This window comes from Pseudomonas wadenswilerensis (assembly GCF_900497695.1).
In the GTDB taxonomy this organism is placed as follows: domain Bacteria; phylum Pseudomonadota; class Gammaproteobacteria; order Pseudomonadales; family Pseudomonadaceae; genus Aquipseudomonas; species Aquipseudomonas wadenswilerensis.
In genome coordinates this window covers 333548-348935 of sequence record NZ_UIDD01000006.1, presented here as the reverse complement: position 1 = coordinate 348935, position 15388 = coordinate 333548, and the positions used below count along the sequence as shown (strand labels likewise).

Annotated in this window: 21 protein-coding genes and 1 pseudogene; 18 read left to right on the top strand and 4 right to left on the bottom strand. The window is 60.9% G+C overall.

Translation table 11 applies throughout. The features are described from left to right. Window positions 1–3 precede the first annotated feature (3 nt). The 4 genes from CCOS864_RS10475 (at window position 4) to CCOS864_RS10460 (ending at window position 2531) form a co-directional block, all read left to right on the top strand. On the top strand, window positions 4–642 hold the full coding sequence (locus tag CCOS864_RS10475) for a BRCT domain-containing protein (RefSeq protein ID WP_115086224.1): 639 nt from the start codon (window positions 4–6) through the stop codon (window positions 640–642). Between the two features lie 79 nt (window positions 643–721). Continuing rightward, window positions 722–1165: a hypothetical protein gene (locus CCOS864_RS10470; protein ID WP_115086223.1), complete on the top strand. Its 444-nt coding sequence runs from the start codon at window positions 722–724 to the stop codon at window positions 1163–1165. Between the two features lie 38 nt (window positions 1166–1203). After that, window positions 1204–1848 carry a hypothetical protein gene (locus CCOS864_RS10465; protein WP_115086222.1) on the top strand — a complete coding sequence of 215 codons (645 nt, stop codon included), beginning with the start codon at window positions 1204–1206 and terminating at the stop codon, window positions 1846–1848. 17 nt (window positions 1849–1865) lie between these two features. After that, complete coding sequence (locus CCOS864_RS10460) at window positions 1866–2531, top strand: hypothetical protein (protein ID WP_244211897.1); 666 nt, start codon at window positions 1866–1868, stop codon at window positions 2529–2531. Window positions 2532–2645: 114 nt separating this feature from the next. Here CCOS864_RS10460 and CCOS864_RS10455 read toward each other — a convergent pair whose 3' ends face one another. The 3 genes from CCOS864_RS10455 to CCOS864_RS10445 are packed head-to-tail and all read right to left on the bottom strand — an operon-like array spanning window position 2646 to window position 4404. Further along, a complete protein-coding gene (locus CCOS864_RS10455; protein WP_010222493.1) occupies window positions 2646–3113 on the bottom strand; it encodes a GNAT family N-acetyltransferase in 468 nt (155 codons plus the stop codon). 23 nt (window positions 3114–3136) lie between these two features. Continuing rightward, complete coding sequence (locus CCOS864_RS10450; protein ID WP_115086221.1) at window positions 3137–3847, bottom strand: NrtR DNA-binding winged helix domain-containing protein; 711 nt, start codon at window positions 3845–3847, stop codon at window positions 3137–3139. Beyond that, complete coding sequence (locus CCOS864_RS10445; RefSeq protein ID WP_115086220.1) at window positions 3844–4404, bottom strand: adenylyltransferase/cytidyltransferase family protein; 561 nt, start codon at window positions 4402–4404, stop codon at window positions 3844–3846. The genes CCOS864_RS10450 and CCOS864_RS10445 overlap by 4 nt, the downstream gene beginning before the upstream one ends. 99 nt (window positions 4405–4503) lie before the next feature. On the opposite strand from CCOS864_RS10445, the gene CCOS864_RS10440 reads away from it, so the two are divergent. The 14 genes and pseudogenes from CCOS864_RS10440 to CCOS864_RS10380 all read left to right on the top strand — a co-directional run bounded on the left by CCOS864_RS10440 (window position 4504) and on the right by CCOS864_RS10380 (window position 14850). Continuing rightward, window positions 4504–5148, top strand: a complete 645-nt coding sequence (locus CCOS864_RS10440; protein ID WP_115086219.1) for an isochorismatase family protein — start codon at window positions 4504–4506, stop codon at window positions 5146–5148. A gap of 2 nt (window positions 5149–5150) precedes the next feature. Continuing rightward, window positions 5151–6356 (top strand): nicotinate phosphoribosyltransferase, encoded by a 1206-nt coding sequence (gene pncB, locus CCOS864_RS10435; RefSeq protein WP_010222497.1) that lies wholly within the window; start codon window positions 5151–5153, stop codon window positions 6354–6356. An 11-nt stretch (window positions 6357–6367) separates the two neighbouring features. Beyond that, window positions 6368–7225, top strand: coding sequence for an ammonia-dependent NAD(+) synthetase (gene nadE / locus CCOS864_RS10430; RefSeq protein ID WP_115086218.1), 858 nt, complete (start codon window positions 6368–6370; stop codon window positions 7223–7225). Between the two features lie 21 nt (window positions 7226–7246). Next, a complete protein-coding gene (locus CCOS864_RS10425) occupies window positions 7247–8635 on the top strand; it encodes a hypothetical protein (RefSeq protein ID WP_115086217.1) in 1389 nt (462 codons plus the stop codon). Window positions 8636–8822: 187 nt separating this feature from the next. Beyond that, window positions 8823–9380: a helix-turn-helix domain-containing protein gene (locus CCOS864_RS10420; RefSeq protein ID WP_115086216.1), complete on the top strand. Its 558-nt coding sequence runs from the start codon at window positions 8823–8825 to the stop codon at window positions 9378–9380. An 85-nt stretch (window positions 9381–9465) separates the two neighbouring features. Then, window positions 9466–10026, top strand: a pseudogene (locus CCOS864_RS28405) (HD domain-containing protein); the annotation flags it as partial. A gap of 27 nt (window positions 10027–10053) precedes the next feature. Next, window positions 10054–10554, top strand: a complete 501-nt coding sequence (locus CCOS864_RS28400; RefSeq protein WP_233674668.1) for a GNAT family N-acetyltransferase — start codon at window positions 10054–10056, stop codon at window positions 10552–10554. 81 nt (window positions 10555–10635) lie between these two features. Beyond that, window positions 10636–11115 carry a hypothetical protein gene (locus CCOS864_RS10410; RefSeq protein ID WP_115086215.1) on the top strand — a complete coding sequence of 160 codons (480 nt, stop codon included), beginning with the start codon at window positions 10636–10638 and terminating at the stop codon, window positions 11113–11115. A gap of 12 nt (window positions 11116–11127) precedes the next feature. Beyond that, window positions 11128–11370 carry a hypothetical protein gene (locus CCOS864_RS10405; protein ID WP_115086214.1) on the top strand — a complete coding sequence of 81 codons (243 nt, stop codon included), beginning with the start codon at window positions 11128–11130 and terminating at the stop codon, window positions 11368–11370. A 115-nt stretch (window positions 11371–11485) separates the two neighbouring features. Beyond that, the gene (locus tag CCOS864_RS10400; RefSeq protein ID WP_244211896.1) at window positions 11486–12004 is read left to right on the top strand and encodes a hypothetical protein; all 519 of its coding nucleotides are present in this window, start codon (window positions 11486–11488) and stop codon (window positions 12002–12004) included. A gap of 6 nt (window positions 12005–12010) precedes the next feature. Next, window positions 12011–12256 (top strand): hypothetical protein, encoded by a 246-nt coding sequence (locus CCOS864_RS10395; RefSeq protein WP_115086213.1) that lies wholly within the window; start codon window positions 12011–12013, stop codon window positions 12254–12256. A gap of 14 nt (window positions 12257–12270) precedes the next feature. After that, on the top strand, window positions 12271–12513 hold the full coding sequence (locus CCOS864_RS28025; RefSeq protein ID WP_148708526.1) for a hypothetical protein: 243 nt from the start codon (window positions 12271–12273) through the stop codon (window positions 12511–12513). A gap of 66 nt (window positions 12514–12579) precedes the next feature. Then, the gene (locus CCOS864_RS10390) at window positions 12580–12828 is read left to right on the top strand and encodes a hypothetical protein (RefSeq protein WP_115086212.1); all 249 of its coding nucleotides are present in this window, start codon (window positions 12580–12582) and stop codon (window positions 12826–12828) included. A gap of 414 nt (window positions 12829–13242) precedes the next feature. Further along, a complete protein-coding gene (locus CCOS864_RS10380) occupies window positions 13243–14850 on the top strand; it encodes an ABC-F family ATP-binding cassette domain-containing protein (protein WP_115086210.1) in 1608 nt (535 codons plus the stop codon). Here CCOS864_RS10380 and CCOS864_RS10375 read toward each other — a convergent pair. After that, a complete protein-coding gene (locus CCOS864_RS10375; RefSeq protein ID WP_115086209.1) occupies window positions 14827–15363 on the bottom strand; it encodes a cysteine hydrolase family protein in 537 nt (178 codons plus the stop codon). The genes CCOS864_RS10380 and CCOS864_RS10375 overlap by 24 nt on opposite strands. Window positions 15364–15388 lie beyond the last annotated feature (25 nt).

The window sequence follows — 15388 nt, the reverse complement described above, 5'->3', positions numbered from 1 at the left end:
ATCATGGTCGACTTGCATCAGGAATTCGAAAACAGTCGTTTCTACCACCAGGCCCGTATCGACCGACGCTCGGCGGACGCCTTACTCGGCATTGCCGCAGGGCTCACTGCAGATAACACCATCAACCAGCGAGAGGCTGAGTTTCTAAAAAACTGGATCGAGCATCATCTGGCACACCTGGATGATCCAGTGATCAACCTGCTCTACCGACGCCTGGCCAATATGCTCAGCGATGGAATTCTGGATGCCGACGAGTCGGCGGAATTGTTGGAGATACTCCAGCAATTTACCGGCGCCCCCAGTAATAGTCCTCGCCCTTTTACTGCGCCCACCACACTCCCCCTTAATGATCCAGCACCTGCCCTCGACTGGCCAGACAGGGTGTACCTTTTTACTGGCGCCATGGCCTATGGGCCACGTAAGGAGTGTGAGGCCCTCGTGCTAGATCGCGGAGGCTTGATTGGCGGCTCGGTGAGCAAAAAGGTGCACTTCCTGGTGGTGGGGAGTGTCGGGAACGAGCAATGGCTGCACAGTAGTTATGGTACGAAGATCAAGAAGGCTGTGGAGATAAGAGAGGCTGGGGGCGGGATCGCGATTGTTAGCGAGGAGCATTGGCAGAAGGCGGTATTTGGGCAAAATTGACCCTAACAAGAAAACTTCGCTAACACTCCACTCACCGCCTGCCAGAGCGATTAGTCCGCACACTAAAAAAGAGAAAACGATGCCTGAGAAAAAATCCTCCTATGTAAAAAATGGACGCTTAGGTGAGGTACTAGCCCTGATACAGGTTTTGGCTTACGACCGTAATACTAGTCGTAGCGAAGCGGGTTTGAAAGATGAATTAAAAGAAAAACCGGAGTCAGAAAACTCGTGGATCAACCTTGCTAAAAACCACCCAGAACTCTTCCGTGTTCGCGAAGAACAGGGGGCTATTGATAGAGTATCTCTAGTTTCACGCTACATTCTCCCCCACACGACAGAAAACGGAAAAAAAGTAAGACCTCCGCTGGACACCTCTGTAGTTAACAAATTAATAGAAGTAGCAATCGAGCTCCATGATCGAGAAAGAAAGCATGCCGAACGCTGGAAGATTTTTATTCCTATGCTAGTCGCAGCCATCAGCGCTAGCGCCGCGATCACCGCAGCCTTAATATCCAAAACTTAACCTCCCAGAAAATCATAAAACTTTTCGGAGCCCCAACAATGCTTGAACACTTTAAATACATAGCCCCACTTGCAACCTTTGCATTAGGTATATGGGCAACACCGCTAATAGAAAACAGAAAAGAGAAGGCAAAGGCCAAGGCCATCTTTAACAACCTCAGCTTAGAGCTCGACGATGAGCTAATCGAGCTTGAAGCAAGATTAAAGAAAATGGCCGCCGCGCTGATATCACTAAAAAAACTAAAAAACGGAGAGCCCGAAATCGGCCAGCCATTCTACTATGTCCCTAGAGATACAATCTGTCAGTTCCTGAAGCCCGCAACCGAGACATCTTTTAGGCGTTTCAACAAAAGCCAGCGCTTTGCAATCAAGTCACTCAGCGTCCAGGTAGAAGCAATTAATGGCTATAGAAGTCAAATAAAAAACACCCAAGCAACACACGAAACATTCGACGAAGTTATCAAAATCTACAAGCGTTACTTGCATACAGGCAGCTGCATGCTTAACACCATGCGCATAATCTCAGGCAAACCCCAAGCCAATTTAAGCGGCGACGACAACGCAATAATCAATACAGTCTTGAGCGAGTTAAAGATCGAGCTAAACGCGAGTGATCTCATCATTACCTCAACCCTCCAAATAGAGAACCCTAGTAAAAACCTGACAACGCAAGCAATTCGCTAGCCTTGGTAACCCCCTCAATGCCTACTCCGCTGAAAACCTGCTGGCCCTCAAGCTGGCGCAACGTGCCCGGCATTGACTACAGCGCGCCGACCCTCGACCTGCAGGCCATTGTGCCGAAAGCCGGCGACAAGACCTGGGCACAGTTCGATAGGCACGACAATGTGCAGGCTGGCGAGACCGTGCAACTGCTATGGTGCCCGCCGCTGTCCGCCGTCAATGGCTGGAGCGAACAGCCTTCGGAAATTGCCCTGAGCTACCTGCTGAAGGCGCTCGTGCTCAGTTGCATGGGCGACACCTATGAACTCGACATCCTTGGCAGCGAGCGGCTACTGCCAATGCTCAGGTCCCTGCCCCACGATCAGGGCGCCTGGGCACTGCAGCAAGTCGGTGGCGAGGAGGCGCAGATCTTTGCCCTGGAGGAAGCCTGCTGGAGTGCCTGCGCGGTGGTCGAGGGGCTGACCTACCTGAGTGCCTGCACGCCGTTCGAAGCGCATATGGAGCTGATACTCGAGGTGACAGGCGATGAGGTTGTCGGGCTGTTCTCGGCGCATGTCGACCCGGGCGGGGCTTTCTATTCGTTTGGCCGGCGCAAGCTGGAAGGTCGGGAGCTGAGGGCGGTCGAGCAGGTGCTGAAGGTTGCGCAACCGCTCAAAGACTCTCAGGGCCGCTACCTGCTGACTTGAAGGCCTCATCGCTGGCAAGCCAGCTCCCACAGGCCCTGCACCATTCCTGAGAACAGCGGCAAACCTGTGGGAGCTGGCCTTGCCAGCGATGGGTTGCAAGGCAACCCCGAGGGCCTACTGGCCGAGTAGCTCCCGCGACATCAACCACTGCTCCTTGCCCCAGGCCTCGAACCGCTCGCGCACGCTCCAGCCGCGTTTGGCGTAGTACGCGCTCTGGTCATGGGTGTGCAGGTACAAGGTGGCCACGCCGCGCTCCCGGGCTCGCTGACAAATCCCTTCAATCAGTTTTTCCGCCAGGCCCTGCCCGCGTGCCTGCGGCTCGACCAGCACACAAGCAAGCCAGGGCCCTAGCTCCGGGCGCCCGGGCAGGTCATCGCGGGCCAGCGCAGCGCCACCGAGCAAGCGTCCTTGATCGAGCGCAACCAGGCATTGCCAGTCACCGTTGCGCTGGCCCTCGGCGAACTCTCGCCGCCATGCTTCCAGCGAAATATCGGCGTACTCATAGCTGAACTGCCGATACAGCCGCTCGGCGAAGGTGTCGCAGTGCTGCATGTGGTGTTCAAGCCATTCCAGGTTCGGCATGTGCAGTCCTTTTTATGTTTTGCTCAGGTGCCCGAGCGCTCGGGCAACAGACTACGGTCAAACACGAAGGGCGTCTCGGCTTTCGGCGTGTGTTCGAACAGTTGCTGGGGCCGGCCCATTTTCGGGAAGTTCTTTTCGCCGGTGTCGCGAATCCAGCCCTCGTCCTTCATGCGCTCCAGGCGCTTGCGCAGGGAGGTGTTGTTGACCGGGTGACCGAGGCAGGCCTGCACGGCGTTGAGTGCATCGAGCACGGTGAAGCGCTCGGGCGCCAGGTACAGCGGCAGGTTGGTATACACCGCCTTGGACGCCAGGCGCTCGCACGCCAGCTGCACCAGCAGGTTATGGTCGAACGGCAGCACCCGCTTGCGCCCGATGACGCTGGCGACGTCGACAAAGCACAGCTGCTCAGTGCCGGCCTCGACCTCCGGGCCGAGCAAGGCCAGGTAGTAGGTACTCATCGACCAGCCACGCGGGTCGCGAAAGGCGTTGCCCTCGGTGCCCACCTGTTCCAGGTGACGCGGCAGGATCCGGGCCTTTTCGCTCATCGCCCGGTCAGCCGCGGCCGCCAGGGTATTGTCCGGGGTGCGGCCGTTGACGATCACCCCCGGCAGCGCCCACTCACCTTCGTGGGGCGCGCGATCGCGCCGGTACAGCAGCACTTCCAGCTGCTTGCTCTCGGGGTTCAGGCGCAACGCGACGATGTCGACGCTGGCCAGTACTTCTGCAGCACTCACTGTGGACTCCTATACACCTCAAACTCTGCAACGATGTCGGGCAGGCACCAGGCTGCCGGCAGCGCCTGGCCATTGCGCAGGCCGGCGCGAATCGCCGAGCTGTGCACGCCCAGTTGCTCCTCGGCCACCAGCAGGCCGAAGTCTGCCAGCAGTTCCCGGCCTCGATAGAAGCCAGCAACATTGGCCTGGTTATCCTCGCCGATGACCAGGGCGATATCAGCGCGGGCAATACCGCTGCGCTCGCTCAACGCGCACAGCAGGTCATAGCTGTACACCGCCCCGCCCTCGCCGCCCAGCTCACGCTCCACGGCCGAGCAACTGACCCGCTCGCTCCCGAGCCGCTCGATCAGCCGCTGCAACCAACGACAACGCAGGTCGAAGTCGACCATGCGCTTGCCATGGGCATGCCGGTAACTGGGCACCACGAGCACCTGATCGGCCCACTCCAGCGCCCGGGTGATCACGCTCAGGTGGCCGGGGTGCGGTGGGTCGAAAGCACCACCGTACACGGCCAGACGAAACCGCACCGGGCCCGACTCATATATTTCACTATGCATACTATATCCACCGTGGTTGCTTCTGAAAAAGAAAAAGCGGTTGACATACATATTACACCTAGTGAATTATGTGTCCACACCCAGTGCAGGAGCCACCCCATGAAAATCGCCAGCTTCGATGTCGACGCCCAAAACGGCTTCACCGACAACGCCCCCTCCGAGTTGCCAGTCCCCGGCGGCGCCGAGATCGCCCCGGCACTCAACGCCATGGCCAAGCGCGCCAGCCTGCGCATCGGCAGCAAGGATGCCCACACGCCGAAAGCCGCCTGGGTGGTGGGTAGTCACGCCGAGATGCTGCAGCCACTGGACATGGCCAACGCCGACCTGACCTGGGTCAGCCACTGCGTGCCGGGCACGCCGGGCTTCGAGCTGCTGGCCGGCCTGCCTGCGCCGATCGACTACGACTTCTTCGTGTGGAAAGGCATCGAACCCGACCTGCATCCCTACGGCGCCTGCTACCACGACCTGGCCAGCCGCCGCTCCACCGGGGTTATCGAGTACCTCAAGGTGCAAGAGGTCAAAGCCGTGATTGTCGGCGGCCTGGCCCTGGATTTCTGCGTCAAGAACACCGCCCTGCAACTGCAGGCCGCAGGCTTGCAGGTGTTTCTCTACCAACCGGCATGCCGGGCGATTTCCGCCCAGGGCGCCGCAGCGGCCATGGCCGAGATGACCGGCCAGGGCATCATCGCCTGCGCCGACCTCGCCAGCCTCGACCAGCAACTGAACGCATTCAAGGGAGCATGAACATGAGCGAGAGCGTCTTCGGCCCAAGCATCATCCAGAACCTGCTGGACACCGACTTCTACAAGATCACCATGATGCAGGCGGTGCTGCACAACTACCCCAACGCCGAGGTGGAATGGGAATTCCGCTGCCGCAACAGCGAAGACCTGACCCCGTACCTGGCCGAGATCCGCTACCAGATCGAGCAGCTGGCCGAGGTCTCGATCACTCAGGACCAGCTGGCTTACCTGGGGCGCATCCCTTTCATCAAGCCGGACTTCATCCGCTTCCTCAGCCTGTTCCGCTTCAACCTGCGCTACGTGCACGTTGGCGTCGATGATGCCGGGCAACTGGCGATCCGCCTGCGCGGGCCCTGGCTGCACGTGATCCTCTACGAGATCCCGCTGCTGGCGATCGTCTCCGAAGTGCGTAACCGCTACCGCTACCGTGAAGTGGTGATGGAACAAGTGGGTGAGCGCCTGTACGAAAAACTCGACTGGCTCAAGGCCGAAGCGTCGCCTGCGGAACTGGCCGGCCTGCAACTGGCTGATTTCGGTACCCGTCGGCGCTTCTCCTACCGGGTCCAGGAGCACGTGGTGCACACCCTCAAGCAGGACTTCCCGGGGCGTTTTGTCGGCACCAGCAACGTGCACCTGGCGCGCGAACTGGACATCAAGCCGATCGGCACCATGGCCCACGAGTGGTTCATGGCCCACCAGCAACTGGGCCCGCGGCTGATCGACAGCCAGGTTGCCGCGCTGGAATGCTGGGTCAAGGAATACCGCGGGCTACTCGGCATCGCCCTGACCGACTGCATCGGCATGGACGCCTTTCTCAAGGACTGCGACCTGTACTTCGCCAAGCTGTTCGACGGCCTGCGCCACGACTCCGGGGACCCGCTGCTCTGGGCCAACAAGGCCATCGCCCACTACGAGAAACTCGGCATCGACCCGAAGAGCAAGACCCTGGTGTTCTCCGATGGCCTGAACTTCGCCAAGACCCTGCACCTGTACCGCGAGCTCAGCCCACGAATCAACGTCAGCTTCGGCATCGGCACCAACCTGACCTGCGACATTCCCGGCGTTGAGCCGATGAACATCGTGATCAAGATGACCGCCTGCAACGGCGCTCCGGTGGCGAAGATCTCCGACAGCCCAGGCAAGACCCAATGCCGTGACGAGAACTTCGTCAGCTACCTCAAGCACGTGTTCAAGGTTGAAGGCCAGTAAAGGAGAAGCACATGAACAGTCGCCAGATCGAGATTGCCAAGGCCCTGGGCGTGGTGGCGCCCTTCGCAGATAACGCGGCAGTACAGAACGAGATCCGCCAGCGCATCGATTTCATCAAGCAGACCCTGCTCGATGCGCGCTTGAAGGTGTTGGTGCTGGGCATCAGCGGCGGCGTCGACTCGTCAACCGCCGGGCGCCTGGCGCAGCTGGCGGTCGAGCAATTGCGCAGCGAACAGGCCGACAGCGACTACCGCTTCATCGCCATGCGCCTGCCGCACAACACCCAGCATGACGAGCCCGATGCCCAGGCCGCACTGGCCTTCGTCGGCGCCGATGAGTGCATCACGGTGAACATTGCAGACGGCGTCAACGGCCTTGCCGGGCAACTGCCGCAACTGGCCGAGCTCGCTGACGGGCAACGGGATTTCGTCCTCGGCAACGTCAAGGCGCGCCTGCGCATGCTGGCCCAGTACACCCTGGCCAACGCCCGCAATGGCCTGGTGATCGGCACCGACCATGCCGCCGAAGCGGTGATGGGCTTCTTCACCAAATTCGGCGACGGCGCCTGCGACCTGGCCCCCCTGAGCGGGCTGTGCAAGGGCCAGGTGCGGGCTATCGCCGCCGCGCTGGGTGCGCCGGAACACCTGGTGCACAAGGTGCCTACCGCCGACCTTGAAGAACTGCGCCCGGGCCTGGCCGACGAGCAGGTACATGGTGTCAGCTACGGGCAGATCGATGCCTTCCTGCAGGGTGAAAACGTCGATGACGCGGTCGCAGCCATCATCATCAATGCCTACGACAAGACCCGGCACAAACGCGAATTGCCCAAGGCACCGGCGGCACGATTCGCTACAATGCCGCCATCCTGAATGGACTCACCGGAGACTGTTGTGCAACGCCTGATCCTCACCGCCCTGTCCGCCGCCGCCCTCGCCGGCTGCGCGACGCCCTCCAAGGAAAGCCTCGACCAGTACATCGGCACCATGCTCGCCCAGCCGCTGTCGACCTACAGCCTGTTTCGTGAAGGCGATGTGCTGAGTTTCCAGGTTAACGTACCGGCCAACAACGGCTTGACTGATCGCAGCTTCCAGCTCGAAGCCTCCTGCGTTGAGCCGAACGTGGCGATCATGTACCTGGACGCCGACCAGCGCGCCTACTTCAAGAACCCCAGCGGCTACGCCCCGCCGCAGCCGATGCCTGATCGCTTCCATGCCATCCTGCTGAACAACCCGAGCTTCGCCGGGGCCTGCAAGACTCAAGCAAAGCCCGACTGGCGCAAGCTTAAAGGTGAAGATGGCGAGCCATGGGTGCTGGTCGACCGCAACAGCATCAACAAGATGGGCAACGACGTCAGCCTGTGGGCCGCCTTCGACCAGCCGAGCATCCTCCTCGACCTGCCATACAACGCGCCCTACGCGCAAAAGCGTGAGCATCATCGCTTCAACTGCAGCGCCGGTACCTACACCCTGCTGGCCGGCTACGATGTCGATGCCAACAACCGGGTCACCGACGGCATGGTCCCGTCACTGCCCAAGCCCGAGCCTGTGGCCGACAGCAACGCCGACTACCAGGCGCTGTTCGCCCTGGCCTGCGCCACGCCGGATAAAGTCGCGCAACTGGCGCCATTCAGCCCGCGCTTCAAGGCACCGATCGTCACGGCTGTGTTGCCGCCGGTCAGCCCGTCGGTGATGGTCGCCCTCGAGCGCCTGCAACTGCCCAAGCCGGCGCAACCGCTCACGTACCTGGATGCAGTCGGCACCTCGACCATAAAAGGCAAGACCTCGCCCATGCGCGAGGAGCAGTTCCTGTCGGTTGATGCCAATAGCCAGCAACTGATGGTGATCCTGCGCGGCAAGGGCTATGAGGCGCAAAAGATCACCTGGCGCGGATTGATCCCGCTGGTGAGCAAGACCGACTTCACCGGCATGAGCGAAAGCAGCGCGCTGACCAGTCTGAGCTTCAAGGGAGACTGGAAGACCATGGCGGTGGGCAGCAAGCTCAGCTATTCACAGCAAGGTGCGACCAACAACAACGTGATCGGCCAGTACGGCAAGGACCTGAAGATCACCGAGTGCACGGTGCAACAGCAACTGCCGGCCAGCACCCTCAACGCCAGCTTGAGCGGCAGCGCCAAGGCGCTGGACTGCAGCGTGCAGGGTGACGAGGATAAACGCGTCAACCACCTGTTCTACCTGGAAGACTACGGCTACTTCTTCAGCGCCAGCATCGACAAGAATACCTTCTACTACAATGATCTGCGCCTGCAGACGGTGAAGTGAACCCTGGGGCCGCTGACGCGGCCCATCGCCGGCAAGCCGGCTCCCACATTGGGTCGGCATGCACCATTGCCTGTGGGAGCTGGCTTGCCAGCGATCGACCGCGAAGCGGTCGCAAACCAGGCGACTCAGTCAAGCAGGCTGTCCCCCCGATTTGCAGCCCCCACGCTTTGGCTGGCAAACTTCGCCCATGCACGATACCCCGCTACAACCCGCTCAGCTCGGCGTCGCCCTGCGTCGCTGGCGCCTGCTGCACCGCATCAAGCAAGCGCATGCCGCACAGCTGTTCGGCGTGGCGCAATCGACTGTCTCGCGCCGGGAAAATGGCAGCCAGGCCATCGAGCCCAACGAACGCGCGCTGATCGAATCCCGGCTCGCCGCGCGCCTTGACGCCCCTGCCGAACAGGCCCTGGCCCGCCTGGTCAACGACAGCCCACGCCCCGTGCACCTGGTCTGCGACCTCAGCCACCGCTTGCTGGCCTGCTCCCCGGCCCGCGCCGCGCAGTTCAGCATCCCGTTGAGCGAGCTGCTCGGTCGTTCGCTGTGGCGCTATTGCAGCGCAGAAATCATCAGCAAGGAGGCGGCCCTCGACAGTCTCGGCTGGCGCGAGGTACTCGCCCCGCCAGCGCTGGAATTCGCCAGCGGCTGCAATGACTCGGCGCTCGTCCCCATCACCCAGAGCCTGTGCCGCTGGACCCGCATCACCCTCTCCGACGGCAGCGCCGCGCGGCTGGTGGAAACCCTCTGATACCCCACGGATTCTTTATCCATGGACGTTTGGCCCTCGCCCTCCTAGGCTTTGCCCCATGCCCACCACCTGGATCGACAACCCCATGAGTAGCACCACCCTCACGGGCCGCCTGGCATTCCTGCGCGAGGCCGAGAAACTCAAGGATGTATTGCGCAGCGCCCATACCTCCAGTGGCCGCCCGGAAAGCACCGCCGAACACAGCTGGCGCCTGTGCCTGATGGCCATCGTCTTCGCCGACCAGTTGCCCGCGCTGGATATGCTCAAGGTGCTCAAGCTCTGCGTCATTCACGACCTGGGCGAAGCCCTGCACGGCGACATCCCCGCGGTCAGCCAGGCTGACCACCCGGATAAGAGCGAACAGGAGCGCGCCGACCTGCTGGAGCTGACCCGTTCACTGGATGCTCCAATACAAGCCGAAATCCTCGCCTTATGGGAAGAGTACGAGCATGCCAGCAGCGAGGAAGCCCTTGCAGTCAAGGCCCTCGACAAGCTGGAGACCCTGCTGCAACACACCCAGGGCGATAACCCGAGCGACTTCGACTACGCCTTCAATCTGGGTTACGGTCGCAAATACACCAACGCCAGCCCACTCTTCCAGAACCTGCGCGCGCTGATTGACGAAGACACCCGCCGCCTTGTCGCCAATACTGGTTCAAACCCCGAGAACGCCATGATCCTGCGCCCCGAAACCCTGGCCGACTGCCCGGCCATCGAACTACTGACCGCTGCCGCCTTTGCGCACGCGCCACACTCGAGCCACACAGAGCATTTCATCGTCAACGCCCTGCGCCGCGCCGGGCAGTTGTCGGTGTCGCTGGTGGCCGAAGAGGCCGGGCACATCATCGGCCATGTGGCCTTGTCGCCGGTGAGCCTGTCCGACGGTTCTACCGGCTGGTATGGCCTGGGCCCGATCTCGGTGGCGCCCGAGCGCCACGGCCAGGGCATCGGCAGCCAGTTGATGCACGCGGCGCTGCAGGCCCTGCAAGCGTTGGGCGCTGCCGGCTGCGTGGTACTGGGCGATCCTGGCTACTACGGGCGCTTCGGCTTTGTTGTGCGCCCGGAGCTGGTATTGCCCGGTGTACCGCCCGAGTATTTCCAGGCCCGGAGCTACACCAGCCGGTGGCCACAGGCCCAGGTCAGCTATCACCCGGCTTTCGAAGCCACGAGTTGATCACAACTGCCGACGGAATGATTTGCACACGCGGCGAACCTTGTACAAAATCGCCGCCTTTGCCTCGAAAGGATGCGTGCAATGAAGTTCGAAGGGACTTTCCAATACATGGGCCAACACGGGATCGTCTTCAACGTCTCGCAGATCACCCTCACCGACAGCGAACGCGGGCGCCTGCGCGAGCTGCATTTTGGCGAAGCGAAAAGCGCCCACTACGAGGTTAACAGCAAGGTTGTCGAGGTCTACGACAAGATGCTGGCCAAGAACCTGCCGTGCACCATGATGATCGGCATCTCCAAGCCGCTGACCCGCCAGCAGGGCGACGTGCTTAACGCCCAGCGCACCAAGATCGCCAACCTCGCCGCCTCGGCCTTCGCCGGCGCCACCAGTTCCGTCGCCTCCCCTTATGTCGGTGTGCCTGTAGGCGCCGGTGTGCGCATGTACGCCAACGAAATCCTGCCCACCTACCATGCCGGCGACGTGCTGGTCAGCATTGAAGCGCGGGTCAACGGCGGCATCGGCCCGCAGAGCACTATCTCGACCCTGATCATCAAGACCTGAGTGGAGCCGCACATGTCCGAGATTACCCAGCTGGTTTTGGCCCTGGTGCTGTTCTTTTTGCTCGATCGCTTTCTCAAGCCCTACCCGCTGCGCAAGTGGCTGGGGGTCGCGCTGGTGGCGGTGGGTGCGGTCGGCTGCGTAGCGGCGAGCCAGACCCGCCTGCTGGGGGCGGACCTGGGGTTGCTGTCGATCTTCGCCGTTGCCCTGGGGGTCGGACTGTTCCTCAAGCGCCGTCGGTTTGAGCAGGTTGGCTGAGGCTTTGTAAGGGCTGATCGCTAATTTGGGATCGGTCCTACCTTCATGTCGGAGTAGTACGACATACGCCCGAAGTTGATTTGGGCATCTTTCCCTGCATGTCGATGAGGTGCGCGTGGCGCGTCTGCATTACACAGGGAAGGTTGTTGTGCAGATCGAAAAAACCTATGAGTACGCCGGAAACTTCGGCATCGTTTTCCACGTTTCGCAACTCGTGGTCATGCCGGATGATCGCGCACGGCTGCGCGAGTTGTATATCAGCGAGGCGAAGGGAGCGCACTACCAAGTCAATACAATGCTGGTGGCGCTCTACGACAGAATGCAGGCCGGCAAGCGTGTCTGTGAGATGAAAGTCGCTATTTCCCAGCCGCTTAATCGGCGTCAAGCCGATAAGTTGAACGACCAGAGAACATATACTTCCGGTACTGTCGGCAGCACTGCAGGGGGGCCTGTCGGCCTGCTTACAAAGGCGATCGTCGGAACAGCCGTTACTGCAATAACCGCTTACTTGGCTAAGCGCAGACTCCCGACTCACCACGCTGGTGACGTAATCATCAGTATCCAGGCATCTGTCAGTGGCGGCATCGGCACTCAGCAGTCAAGCGTTTCGACGATCATCAAGAATCAAGGCTGAAAACACATGTCGGAATTCGGTCAATTTTTTATCGCCTTCGTCTTCTTCGCACTGATTGAGCGCCTGCTCAAACCCTCCAAACTACGAAAATGGCTAAGTTTAACGTTCTTGCTGGGAGGTCTGCTGGGTAGAGTCACGCTGAGCGAAAAAAGTTACTGGGGCGGTTTTGACCTGTATCTGGTTTCGCTTTTTTCAATTGTCGGAGGCCTTGAGTTGTTCTTCAGGCGCAACCGCCACGAAGAGGATGCCTGAGCAGAGCACACATCATGTCTGAAGTTACGCAACTATGTTACGCGTTGATCCTGATCGCATTTCTGGATCACTGCCTGAAACCCTATTTAATTCGTAAATGGCTAGGACTTTCCCTATGCGCTGCCGGCATCACTTTACTGTTTAAACCAGGTGGCACCTATTGGGAGGCTAGGGATCTGTTCCTAGTGCCTTTGCTCGTATTCTGCGCAGGCACGACGCTGATCATCGGACGCCGCAAGTTTCAACCTGACGAATGAGTGAATATTTTCTAGTTGGGGCCTTTGCCATCTTCTCCATCTACGAGAGTCAAGGCTGAAAAGACCATGTCAGAGTCCAATCAACTCTTCCTCGTCCTGGCGTTTTTCATCCTGATAGATCGTCTGATCAAGCCGTACAGGCCGCGAAAATGGCTCGGCCTGACGTTCCTGGGTGGCGGCTTGCTGGGCAGATTAACGTTGACCGAAAGCCATTGGCTTGGCTTTGACTTGCACCTCGTTTCACTCTTTGCCGTTGTCGGCGGGCTGGAGCTGTTCTTCAGACGTCACCGATTCAATCCCGACCTCTGGGCCTGAGCAGGGCATACGCCATGTCTGCAATTACACAACTGTGCTACGTAATGATCCTGATGTCAGTGGTAGACCACTGCCTGAAACCCTACCCGGTCAGAAAGTGGCTGGGGATTTCGCTTTGGGGGGCCGGTACTTATGGTCTCTTCGCCTTTCCTGACAAGTACTGGTACGGGCTGGACATCTGGCTAGTGTCATTGCTCATCTTGAGTTCCGGCTCCAGTTTATTCTTCAGGCGCCGCAGGTTTGACCACCTGGACTGAATGGTTCTTTACCTGCAGCGCTCTGCGCCCTAAGCTGTCCCCTTCACCCATCTCCCCGAGGTATTCGTCCAATGCGCCATTAATGCCGCCGTCTTTGCGACGGCCAGTCTTCAGCCCCTTTCCCGGGGGACGTCGCGGGCATTTTATGGAGCATTCCATGACGAATACGTCGATCCTGACGCTGGACAGCGTCACCCTGGCCTTGCCGGATGGCAGGTTGTTGTTTTCCGATCTTGTCGAGACGTTCGACCAGCGCCGCACCGGCCTGGTCGGGCGCAATGGCGTGGGCAAGTCGCTGCTGGCGCAGATATTGGCCGGGCGGTTGCAGCCCAGCGAAGGACGCTGCCTGCGCGGCGGCCGGGTGCACTATGTGGGTCAGCATCCCACCGCTGCCAATACCACGGTGGCAGATCTGGCCCAGGTGCGCGAGGTGGTCGATGCCCTGCTGCGCATCGAGGCCGGCAGCAGCCAAGCCGCCGACTTCGATACCGTCGGCGAGCGCTGGGACGTCCGCGAACGCCTGCAGGCGCAGCTTGATCAGCATGGTCTGGCGCAACTGAGCTGGGAGCACCGCGCAGCTGTTCTGAGCGGCGGCCAGGCCATGCGCGTGGCGCTGCTCGGGGCCTTTATCGGTGATGCCGATTACCTGATCCTCGACGAACCCAGCAACCATCTGGACGCCGCCAGCCGCGAGACACTGATGACCCTGCTCGAGGGCTGGAACAAGGGCCTGCTGGTGATCAGCCATGACCGCGCACTGCTTGAACGCATGGAGCGCATCGTCGAACTCTCGCCCCTGGGCCTGAGCAGCTACGGCGGCAATTACAGCTTCTATGCCGAGCGTAAAGTCGAGCAGACCGGGCAGGCCGAACGCACGCTCGAACGCCTCAAGCTCGAACGCCAACGCCAGGCCCGCGAACTGCAACAACAGCGCGAGCGCCTGGAGCGCCAGCAGTCGCGGGCCAGCAAGGCGGCGCGCTCGGCCAATCAGGCGAAGATCCTCCTCGACCGCAAGCAGGAGCGCAGCGAGAGCACCGCCGGCAAGCAGCAACGTGACCATCAGGTGGCGCGCCAGGCCCTGAACGCACAGGTGCGCGACGCTGCACAGCAGGTTGAAACTTGCAGCCCGATCGTGATCCATGCGCCCGCGCCACAGCAGCCGATTGGCAGCCAGGTGGTGGTGCTCACGGACCTGCAGTTGCCCTTCGCCCGCCAAGGCCCGCTCAATGCCCGCCTGTACAGCGGTGAACGCGTGGGCCTGAGCGGTGCCAATGGCAGCGGCAAATCAACCTTGCTCAAGGTGCTGGCGAGTCAATTGGCACCAGCCGCAGGCCAGTGTGAGGTACGCGGGGAAGCCGCCTTGCTCGACCAGCACTGCAGCCTGCTGCCCGCCGAACAATCGGTGCTCGATTACCTGCGCAGCGCCACCGGCAATCCGGATGAGAGCCTCCTGCGCACCCGCCTGGCGCAACTGGGCCTGGGCGCTGAGCGCGTCACCTTGCCCAGCGGCGTGCTCAGCGGCGGCGAACGGCTCAAGGCAACACTGGCCGGGGTGCTGTACCGCGACACCCCGGTCCAGTTGTTATTGCTCGACGAGCCGAGCAACCACCTCGACCTGCCCTCCCTCGCCGCCCTGGAAGCCATGCTGCGCCAGTATCGCGGGACCTTGCTGGTGGCGTCCCATGACCGGGTGTTCATGCAGCAACTGGCGCTGGACGGCTACCTGCAGTTGGGCGAAGGCTCAGAACTGCACATCCGCCGTTGATTGCAGGCTGGTAAAGGCGCCGCCCAGGGTCAGGTTGTGGTGGGCGATGATCGCCTCGGCCGGCAAGCCGGGCGTGTCCATGCAGGTGTGGGCATCGCTGACCAGTACCACGTTGAAGCCCAGTTCACGGGCAACCCGGCAGTTGGTGTCGACGCAGTACTGGGTCTTGAGGCCGACGATGACCAGCTCATCAATGGCGGCCTCTCGTAACTGGTCCGCCAGCGACGTGGCAAAGAAGGCGCTGGGGCGGGCCTTGTCGAACACGATGTCGCGTGCAGGATCGACCGCCAGCGCGGGCAACAGTTGCCACGCGGGGCTGCCTGCGGCAATTGGCGACCCCTCGGGGCCGGTGTGGCGAACCGCAAAAACGGGGGCGTGGGCGGCGTGGGCGGCAGCGATCAGGGTGTTGACCCTGTTCAACACCTGCTCACCCTGCCAGGGCTGTTCGGGGCCATGGAACAAACCCACCTGCATATCCAGGACCAGCAGTGCGCGTTTTGCGTGCATCTTCATCTCTCCGTGATTGGCCAGCCCGGAC

Excerpts from the sequence above, each read along its gene's own strand:
- CCOS864_RS10465 (WP_115086222.1), top strand. The coding sequence starts at position 1,204 with ATGCTTGAACACTTTAAATACATAGCCCCACTTGCAACCTTTGCATTA.
- CCOS864_RS10455 (WP_010222493.1), bottom strand. The coding sequence starts at position 3,113 with ATGCCGAACCTGGAATGGCTTGAACACCACATGCAGCACTGCGACACC.
- CCOS864_RS10420 (WP_115086216.1), top strand. The coding sequence starts at position 8,823 with ATGCACGATACCCCGCTACAACCCGCTCAGCTCGGCGTCGCCCTGCGT.
- pncB (WP_010222497.1), top strand. The coding sequence starts at position 5,151 with ATGAGCGAGAGCGTCTTCGGCCCAAGCATCATCCAGAACCTGCTGGAC.
- CCOS864_RS10460 (WP_244211897.1), top strand. The coding sequence starts at position 1,866 with ATGCCTACTCCGCTGAAAACCTGCTGGCCCTCAAGCTGGCGCAACGTG.
- CCOS864_RS10410 (WP_115086215.1), top strand. The coding sequence starts at position 10,636 with ATGAAGTTCGAAGGGACTTTCCAATACATGGGCCAACACGGGATCGTC.
- CCOS864_RS10390 (WP_115086212.1), top strand. The coding sequence starts at position 12,580 with ATGTCAGAGTCCAATCAACTCTTCCTCGTCCTGGCGTTTTTCATCCTG.
- CCOS864_RS28025 (WP_148708526.1), top strand. The coding sequence starts at position 12,271 with ATGTCTGAAGTTACGCAACTATGTTACGCGTTGATCCTGATCGCATTT.
- CCOS864_RS28400 (WP_233674668.1), top strand. The coding sequence starts at position 10,054 with ATGATCCTGCGCCCCGAAACCCTGGCCGACTGCCCGGCCATCGAACTA.
- CCOS864_RS10445 (WP_115086220.1), bottom strand. The coding sequence starts at position 4,404 with ATGCATAGTGAAATATATGAGTCGGGCCCGGTGCGGTTTCGTCTGGCC.
- CCOS864_RS10470 (WP_115086223.1), top strand. The coding sequence starts at position 722 with ATGCCTGAGAAAAAATCCTCCTATGTAAAAAATGGACGCTTAGGTGAG.
- CCOS864_RS10440 (WP_115086219.1), top strand. The coding sequence starts at position 4,504 with ATGAAAATCGCCAGCTTCGATGTCGACGCCCAAAACGGCTTCACCGAC.
- CCOS864_RS10475 (WP_115086224.1), top strand. The coding sequence starts at position 4 with ATGGTCGACTTGCATCAGGAATTCGAAAACAGTCGTTTCTACCACCAG.
- nadE (WP_115086218.1), top strand. The coding sequence starts at position 6,368 with ATGAACAGTCGCCAGATCGAGATTGCCAAGGCCCTGGGCGTGGTGGCG.
- CCOS864_RS10395 (WP_115086213.1), top strand. The coding sequence starts at position 12,011 with ATGTCGGAATTCGGTCAATTTTTTATCGCCTTCGTCTTCTTCGCACTG.
- CCOS864_RS10405 (WP_115086214.1), top strand. The coding sequence starts at position 11,128 with ATGTCCGAGATTACCCAGCTGGTTTTGGCCCTGGTGCTGTTCTTTTTG.
- CCOS864_RS10375 (WP_115086209.1), bottom strand. The coding sequence starts at position 15,363 with ATGAAGATGCACGCAAAACGCGCACTGCTGGTCCTGGATATGCAGGTG.
- CCOS864_RS10380 (WP_115086210.1), top strand. The coding sequence starts at position 13,243 with ATGACGAATACGTCGATCCTGACGCTGGACAGCGTCACCCTGGCCTTG.